This is a genomic window from Streptomyces sp. NPDC058674, from assembly GCF_042716505.1.
Lineage (GTDB): Bacteria > Actinomycetota > Actinomycetes > Streptomycetales > Streptomycetaceae > Streptomyces.
Genome location: NZ_JBHXSC010000002.1, coordinates 207104 through 214068 on the forward strand (window position 1 = coordinate 207104; position 6965 = coordinate 214068).

The 6965-nt window shown below is 70.1% G+C and carries 8 protein-coding genes and 1 tRNA gene; 5 read left to right on the top strand and 4 right to left on the bottom strand.

Features of this window, described 5'->3' with window-relative positions:
- The first annotated feature begins 109 nt into the window (after positions 1–109).
- The 3 genes from ACFWU6_RS02235 to ACFWU6_RS02245 all read left to right on the top strand — a co-directional run bounded on the left by ACFWU6_RS02235 (position 110) and on the right by ACFWU6_RS02245 (position 1353).
- Positions 110–757: an HNH endonuclease signature motif containing protein gene (locus ACFWU6_RS02235; RefSeq protein WP_383977710.1), complete on the top strand. Its 648-nt coding sequence runs from the start codon at positions 110–112 to the stop codon at positions 755–757.
- Positions 754–1263, top strand: coding sequence for an HNH endonuclease (locus ACFWU6_RS02240; RefSeq protein WP_383977713.1), 510 nt, complete (start codon positions 754–756; stop codon positions 1261–1263). Before ACFWU6_RS02235 ends, ACFWU6_RS02240 begins: the two co-directional genes overlap by 4 nt.
- 16 nt (positions 1264–1279) lie before the next feature.
- Positions 1280–1353, top strand: a tRNA-Leu gene (locus tag ACFWU6_RS02245).
- Positions 1354–1401: 48 nt separating this feature from the next.
- On the opposite strand, the gene rdgB is transcribed toward ACFWU6_RS02245, so the two are convergent.
- The 4 genes from rdgB to ACFWU6_RS02265 form a co-directional block, all read right to left on the bottom strand.
- Positions 1402–2016 carry an RdgB/HAM1 family non-canonical purine NTP pyrophosphatase gene (rdgB, locus tag ACFWU6_RS02250; protein ID WP_383802939.1) on the bottom strand — a complete coding sequence of 205 codons (615 nt, stop codon included), beginning with the start codon at positions 2014–2016 and terminating at the stop codon, positions 1402–1404.
- 60 nt (positions 2017–2076) lie between these two features.
- Positions 2077–2472, bottom strand: coding sequence for a hypothetical protein (locus ACFWU6_RS02255; protein ID WP_383802941.1), 396 nt, complete (start codon positions 2470–2472; stop codon positions 2077–2079).
- Positions 2473–2572: 100 nt separating this feature from the next.
- Positions 2573–3298 (bottom strand): ribonuclease PH, encoded by a 726-nt coding sequence (rph, locus tag ACFWU6_RS02260; RefSeq protein WP_383802943.1) that lies wholly within the window; start codon positions 3296–3298, stop codon positions 2573–2575.
- Between the two features lie 163 nt (positions 3299–3461).
- Positions 3462–3785, bottom strand: coding sequence for a glucose PTS transporter subunit EIIB (locus ACFWU6_RS02265; protein WP_383802945.1), 324 nt, complete (start codon positions 3783–3785; stop codon positions 3462–3464).
- 138 nt (positions 3786–3923) lie between these two features.
- Here ACFWU6_RS02265 and ACFWU6_RS02270 point away from each other — a divergent pair, with 138 nt between their 5' ends.
- Both ACFWU6_RS02270 and ACFWU6_RS02275 read left to right on the top strand, forming a co-directional pair.
- A complete protein-coding gene (locus tag ACFWU6_RS02270; RefSeq protein ID WP_383977716.1) occupies positions 3924–5225 on the top strand; it encodes a PTS transporter subunit EIIC in 1302 nt (433 codons plus the stop codon).
- 320 nt (positions 5226–5545) lie between these two features.
- Positions 5546–6811: a PTS transporter subunit EIIC gene (locus ACFWU6_RS02275; RefSeq protein ID WP_383977719.1), complete on the top strand. Its 1266-nt coding sequence runs from the start codon at positions 5546–5548 to the stop codon at positions 6809–6811.
- Positions 6812–6965: the final 154 nt, after the last annotated feature.

A 6965-nucleotide genomic window follows, 5' to 3' on the forward strand; every position in this document is an offset into this window, starting at 1 on the left:
GGCGCGGGCCGTTCCGCTCGCCCGACGGCACGTGACGTAACCGCCCCGGCCCCGCCTCGTTACTCCGTACGAGGGCCGCACGGACGGCCGGGAGACGGAGGGGGCGAACATGCCGATCAGCCCGTACACGAGGGAGCGGCTCGCGCTGGCGGCCGCGGGGGCGCGGACGCTGTCCGAGGCGCTGGAGCGCCTGGGGGTGGACCCGACCGGCGGCTCGCGGCGCTACCTGCACGACCGCATGCGGAAGCTGGGGGTGGACGTGTCCCACTTCGAGCGCGAGGGCGTGAAGTGGACGCGGGCGGTCCTGGCCGAGGCCGTCGCGGCCTCGACCTCCCTCTGCGAGGTGCTCAGGCGGCTCGGGCTGGACGTCGTGGGCGGCCACCACTCGCACATCGGCCGCAGGGTGAAGGCCTTCGGCATAGACACCTCACACTTCCGGACGCCCGAGCGCACCGAGCGCATGCGGGACAACCGGCGGCGGCGTTCGGCCGGGGAAATCCTCCGTGAGGACCGCTCCACCACCACGGTCAGGGTCGACAACACCAGGCTGCGCCGCGCACTTCTGGAGACCGGCCGGGAGGAGTGTTGCGCGATGTGCGGCCTCGCCGCCGTCTGGCAGGGCGAACCCCTGCCCCTGGAGATCGACCACGTCGACGGCAACTGGCGCGACAACCGCGCCGAAAACCTGCGCTTCCTCTGCCCCAACTGTCACTCCACAACCGACACGTACCGCGGCAGGTCCAAGGGGCGGCGATGAGCAGCGGGACCGGCCGGAAGTACGCGAGACGGCCAAGACCGGACGGGCAGGCCCTGCGGGAAGCGGTCGCTCTTTCCCGCTCCCTGGCGGAGACCCTGAGACGCCTGGGCCGGTCCGTGTCCGGGAGCCAGCATGCCGCGCTGAAGCAGTGGATCCGCGAGGAGGGCCTGTCGACCGCCCACTTCCTGGGGCAGGCGCATCAGCGGGGGAAGCCGGGTACCACCGCGCGCGCCGCCGAGGACGTCCTCGTCCGGCACGAGGGCAGGCGGCGCACCACGACGAAGGTCCTGCGGCGCGCCCTGCGCGAGGTCGGCATCCCCGACGAGTGCAGCAAGTGCGGTACACCGCCCGAGTGGTCAGGGCTCCCCATGACCCTGGAAATCGATCACATCAACGGTGACTGGAGCGACGACCGGCGCGAGAACCTGCGGCTGCTGTGCCCCAACTGCCATGCCGTGACCACCACCTGGTGCCGTGGCGGCCGACGGGCGAAGCCCACGCAGTAGAGTGGGCCCAGCACGTGCGCCCGTACTCCAACGGCTAGAGAGAATGGCTTTAGGTGCCATGTGTTGTCGGTTCGAGTCCGACCGGGCGTACTGAAAGAGGCCCGCTGCCTCCCACCGGGGACAGCGGGCCTCTTCGCATCAGCCCAGGAGTTCGCGGATCGCCGGGAGCAGGGCGCGGAAGGCCTGGCCGCGGTGGGAGATGGCGTTCTTCTCCTCGGCCGTCAGCTCCGCGCAGGTGCGGGTGTCGCCCAGGGGCTGGAGGATCGGGTCGTAGCCGAAGCCGCCCGTGCCCGCCGGGGTGTGGCGCAGGGTGCCCGGGAGGCGGCCCTCGACCACGCGTTCGGTGCCGTCCGGGAGGGCCAGGGCCGCCGCGCAGAAGAAGTGGGCTCCGCGGTGCTCGTCGGCGATGTCGCCGAGCTGGGCCAGCAGGAGCGCGAGGTTCGCGGCGTCGTCGCCGTGGGCGCCGGCCCATCGGGCGGAGAAGATGCCGGGGGCGCCGTTCAGGACGTCCACGCACAGTCCGGAGTCGTCGGCGACGGCCGGCAGGCCGGTGGCCCGCGCCAGGGCGTGGGCCTTGAGGAGGGCGTTCTCGGCGAAGGTGACGCCGGTCTCCTTCACGTCCGGGATCTCGGGGTACTCGTCCGCGCCGACCAGCTCGTGCGGCAGGCCGGCGTCGGACAGGATCGCGCGGAGTTCGGTGACTTTGCCCGCGTTGCGGGTGGCGAGGATCAGGCGGCTGGGCGTGGAGGTCATGTGCGCCATTATCGCGACCTGCGGGCCGGGCCGGAGGAGGCCCCGGGGGCCCCGGGGGGGTCAGCCCGGCGTGCAGACCTTGGAGATCTCGGTCGCCGCGTCCGCGACCGGCTGGATGTCCGGGGTGGCGTCGCCGCCCTCGATCGCGGTGCGGACGTTCGTGACCGCCGCCTCCATGGAGTCGATGGCCTTGCCCAGGTCGGCGTTGCCCGTCTGGTCGCCGATCTTCTTGAGGTTGGTCTCGATCTGGTCGAGCGCGTTCTGGGCGTCCTGCGGGCTGTTGCCGGCCTGCGAGACCGCCTGCTGGAGGTCGTTCGCGCCGTCCGTGATGGCCACCGCCGTGTTGGCGCAGTCCATCGCCGTGGATATCGCGTCGCAGGAGGAGAGGGCGGGTACGGCCAGGGCCGCGGCGAGGGCGACGGCGGCGATACGGTGCTTCGGCTTGATCGGCTTCACTTCGGGTCCCCCGGGGGTTCGGATACCTGGACGGGCGCACGGCTGTGACACCGGGCGCCCGTGACTGCCTAGACGCCGGGCGGGGCCCGGCGGTTGCCGCCTACAGTTCCAGCGCGCCGCGCTGGATGGCCTCGAGGTCCGCGCAGCCGCCGGCGGCGAGGTCGAGGAGGGCGTTCAGTTCCTTGCGGTCGAAGGGCTCGCCCTCGGCGGTGCCCTGGACCTCGACGAAGCGGCCGTCGCCGGTGCAGACCACGTTCATGTCGGTCTCGGCGCGCACGTCCTCCTCGTAGCAGAGGTCGAGGAGCGGCTCGCCGTCGACGATGCCGACGCTGACGGCGGCGACGGTGCCGGTGAGCGGCTTGCGGCCGGCCTTGATCAGCTTCTTCTTCTGGCCCCAGGCGACGGCGTCGGCGAGGGCGACGTACGCGCCGGTGATGGCGGCGGTGCGGGTGCCGCCGTCGGCCTGGAGGACGTCGCAGTCCAGGACGACGGTGTTCTCGCCGAGGGCCTTGTAGTCGATGACGGCGCGCAGGGAGCGGCCGATCAGCCGGGAGATCTCGTGGGTGCGGCCGCCGATCTTGCCGCGTACGGATTCACGGTCGCCGCGGGTGTTGGTGGAGCGGGGCAGCATCGAGTACTCGGAGGTGACCCAGCCTTCGCCGCTGCCCTTGCGCCAGCGCGGGACGCCTTCGGTGAAGGAGGCGGTGCAGAAGACCTTGGTGTCGCCGAAGGAGATGAGGACGGAGCCCTCGGCGTGCTTGCTCCATCCGCGTTCGATGGTGACCGGGCGGAGCTGTTCGGGCGTGCGGCCGTCGATGCGAGACATGGCTCCGAGCCTAGTGGCTGCGGAGGGACGCGAAGACCCCGTCCGGGCGTCCGTACGGGGTCTGCGGTGATCTGCGGCGGCCTGCGGCGGTCCTGCCGTGCTTCCGGTGGGGTTCCGGTGCTTCGGGGCGGGTTCCGGCGGGCTTCCGGTCAGGAGGACCGGATCACATCATGTCTTCGATGTCGGCGGCGATCGGGTCGGCGTCGGTGCCGATGACGACCTGGATCGCGGTGCCCATCTTGACGACTCCGTGGGCTCCGGCGGCCTTCAGGGCGGCCTCGTTGACCAGGCCGGGGTCCTTGACCTCGGTGCGGAGGCGGGTGATGCAGCCCTCGACCTCTTCGATGTTGTCGATACCGCCGAGCCCGGCGACGATCTTCTCAGCCTTGGTGGCCATGTGTTTCTCCCTGAGTTCTACGAAGAACGAGTCTCGGCGGCCAGTACGTGGGTTCCGACCGGTGCGCTCCGCTCGGTCACGGTAACTCACGGTTGGCCCATCTACGCGGGCACATGTCCGGCCCCTGCCGAATGATGACGATCAGCAGCAACCTGCCCACAACTGGTCTACACCAGTGTGCCGCACGTGTTGCGACTGCCAAAAACGGGCCGGTCAGGGAGGACGCCGATGAGCGCGAGCAGCGCCGCCGCAGCACCCCAGCAGAAGTGGTGGAACGGCTTGTTCCAGGGACTGCAGAAGATGGGGCGGAGCCTCCAGCTGCCCATCGCCGTCCTGCCCGCGGCAGGCATCCTCAACCGGCTGGGCCAGGACGACGTCTTCGGCAAGGACGGCCTCGGCTGGACGGACGTCGCCAGGGTCATGGCGAGCGCCGGCGGCGCGCTGCTCAACACGGACCTCGGTCTGCCGCTCCTCTTCTGCGTCGGCGTCGCGATCGGCATGGCCAAGAAGGCCGACGGCTCCACCGCCCTCGCGGCCGTGGTGGGCTTCCTCGTGTACCGCAGCGTGCTGCGCGCCTTCCCCACTCCCTGCCCCGTCGGGACCAAGGACGTCGGCGGGGGCTGCCTGGGGCCGGACGACACCCTCGCCGAGTACACCTTCCAGAATCCGGGGGTCTTCGGCGGCATCGTCATGGGCCTGCTGGCCGCCTGGTTCTGGCAGCGCTACCACCGGGTGAAGCTGGTCGACTGGCTCGGTTTCTTCAACGGCCGCCGCCTCGTCCCGATCATCATGACCTTCGTCGCGATCGCCTTCGCCGTGCTCTGCCTGTGGGTCTGGCCGCCGATCGGCGGCGCGTTGGAGAGCTTCTCGGACTGGCTGGTGGGCCTGGGCTCCTGGGGCGCGGGCATCTTCGGCATCGCCAACCGCGCCCTGCTGGTGATCGGCCTGCACCAGTTCCTGAACGTGCCGGTGTGGTTCCAGTTCGGCAGCTTCACCAAGCCGGACGGACAGGTCGTCCACGGCGACATCCCGATGTTCCTGGCGGGCGACCCGAACGCCGGGCAGTTCCTCTCCGGTTTCTTCCCCATCATGATGTTCGCCCTCCCGGCGGCGGCCCTGGCCATCACGCACTGCGCCAAGCCGGTGCGCCGCAAGGAGGTGGGCGGGCTGATGCTGTCGGTCGCACTGACCTCCTTCGTCACCGGCATCACGGAGCCGCTGGAGTACTCGTTCCTCTTCGTCGCGCCGCTGCTGTACGTGATCCACGCGGTGCTGACGGGCGTGTCGATGGCGGTGACCTGGGCGCTGGGCGTGCACGACGGCTTCAGCTTCTCGGCCGGTCTGATCGACTACGTCATCAATTGGAGCCTGGCGACCAAACCGTGGATGATCATCCCGATCGGCCTGTGCTTCGCCGTCGTGTACTACGTGGTCTTCCGCTTCGCGATCACGAAGTTCGACATCCCGACCCCGGGCCGTGAGCCGGACGAGGAGATCGAAGCCATGCAGGCGGAGAACACCAGGGCGTAGCCAAGCCGTTATGAAGGCGCGGTCGAGCCGCGCCGGGTCTTACGGCCCTGCCGTCCAGGCCCTCGGATGCCGGTATCCGGGGGCCTCGGCCGTGTCCGGGGGCCCGTCGTTCCGGATGTGCGGCCGGTCGGCGCCGGGTGTGGCGCAGGCCACAGGAAATTGAAGGTTCCTTATCTAACCCTCACCGTGTTACAACTGGTCTACACCACCTATTGGTGTAGACCACGCGTGGCTTGTTCCGGTCCCCGCGGTCCCCCTTTCTGAGACGTCGCCTCCGCTTCCCTGTCCTCCGGCGACGCCTTGCCCACTGGAGGAAGTTGATGAGTACGGCCACCGCCGCTCCCGCCAAGAAGCGGGGCTCCGGCCTGATGCAGGGTCTCCAGAAGGTCGGCCGCAGCCTTCAGCTGCCGATCGCCGTCCTGCCCGCCGCCGGCATCCTGCTGCGTCTCGGTCAGCCCGACGTCTTCGGTGCGGACGGTCTGGGCTGGGGCAAGGTCGCCACGGTGTTCGCCACCGCCGGCGACGCCGTCTTCAGCAACCTGCCGCTGCTCTTCTGCATCGGCGTGGCGATCGGCTTCGCCAAGAAGGCCGACGGCTCGACCGCGCTCGCCGCGCTGGTCGGCTTCCTGGTCTACAAGAACGTCCTCACCGCCTTCCCGGTGACCGAGGCCGTCATCAACACCACCGAGAACAAGGGTGTCGACGTCGCGGCGACGTACAACAACCCCGGCGTCCTCGGCGGCATCATCATGGGTCTGCTCGCCGCCGTCCTGTGGCAGCGCTTCCACCGCACCAAGCTGGTGGACTGGCTCGGCTTCTTCAACGGCCGCCGCCTCGTCCCGATCATCATGGCCTTCGTCGGCGTCCTCGTCGGTGTCTTCTTCGGCCTGGTCTGGGAGCCGATCGGCGAGGTCATCTCCAACTTCGGCGAGTGGATGACCGGCCTCGGCGCCGGTGGCGCGGGCCTCTTCGGCCTGATCAACCGCGGCCTGATCCCGATCGGCATGCACCAGTTCGTCAACACCGTCGCCTGGTTCCAGATCGGTGACTTCACCAACGCCGCCGGCGACGTCGTCCACGGCGACCTGAACCGCTTCTTCGCGGGCGACCCGAGCGCCGGACTCTTCATGACCGGCTTCTTCCCGATCATGATGTTCGGTCTGCCGGCCGCCGCCCTGGCCATCGCGCACACCGCCCGCCCCGAGCGCCGCAAGGCCGTCACGGGCATGATGGTCTCGCTCGCGCTGACCTCGTTCGTCACCGGTGTGACCGAGCCGATCGAGTTCTCGTTCATGTTCATCGCGCCGCTGCTCTACGCGCTCCACGCCGTGCTGACCGCCCTCTCCATGGCGATCACCTGGGCGCTGGGGGTCCACGCGGGCTTCACCTTCTCCGCGGGTCTGATCGACCTCGGCCTGGGCTGGAGCAAGTCCACGCAGGCCTGGATGCTCCTGCCGATCGGCCTGGTGTTCGCCGCGGTCTACTACGTGGTCTTCCGCTTCGCGATCGTCAAGTTCAACCTCCCCACCCCCGGTCGTGAGACCGACGAGGAGATCGCCGAGATGGAGAAGGCCGAGGCGAAGTAGCCCTCCCCTCGGGCCTGCCCCGCGGCGGACACGACGGAGCCCCTGTCCCTCCCGGCGGAGGGACAGGGGCTCCGTCGTGTCCGCGCGCCCGGCGGTGGATGCCGCCCTGCCCCGGGGGGGGGCGGGGCGCACAGCCCCGATGAGGCTCCCCGGG

Bases quoted from the DNA above. Each gene is read 5' to 3' on its own strand.
- ACFWU6_RS02235 (WP_383977710.1), top strand. From the start codon at position 110: ATGCCGATCAGCCCGTACACGAGGGAGCGGCTCGCGCTGGCGGCCGCG.
- ACFWU6_RS02240 (WP_383977713.1), top strand. From the start codon at position 754: ATGAGCAGCGGGACCGGCCGGAAGTACGCGAGACGGCCAAGACCGGAC.
- rdgB (WP_383802939.1), bottom strand. From the start codon at position 2,016: ATGACCTCCACGCCCAGCCGCCTGATCCTCGCCACCCGCAACGCGGGC.
- rph (WP_383802943.1), bottom strand. From the start codon at position 3,298: ATGTCTCGCATCGACGGCCGCACGCCCGAACAGCTCCGCCCGGTCACC.
- ACFWU6_RS02270 (WP_383977716.1), top strand. From the start codon at position 3,924: ATGAGCGCGAGCAGCGCCGCCGCAGCACCCCAGCAGAAGTGGTGGAAC.
- ACFWU6_RS02275 (WP_383977719.1), top strand. From the start codon at position 5,546: ATGAGTACGGCCACCGCCGCTCCCGCCAAGAAGCGGGGCTCCGGCCTG.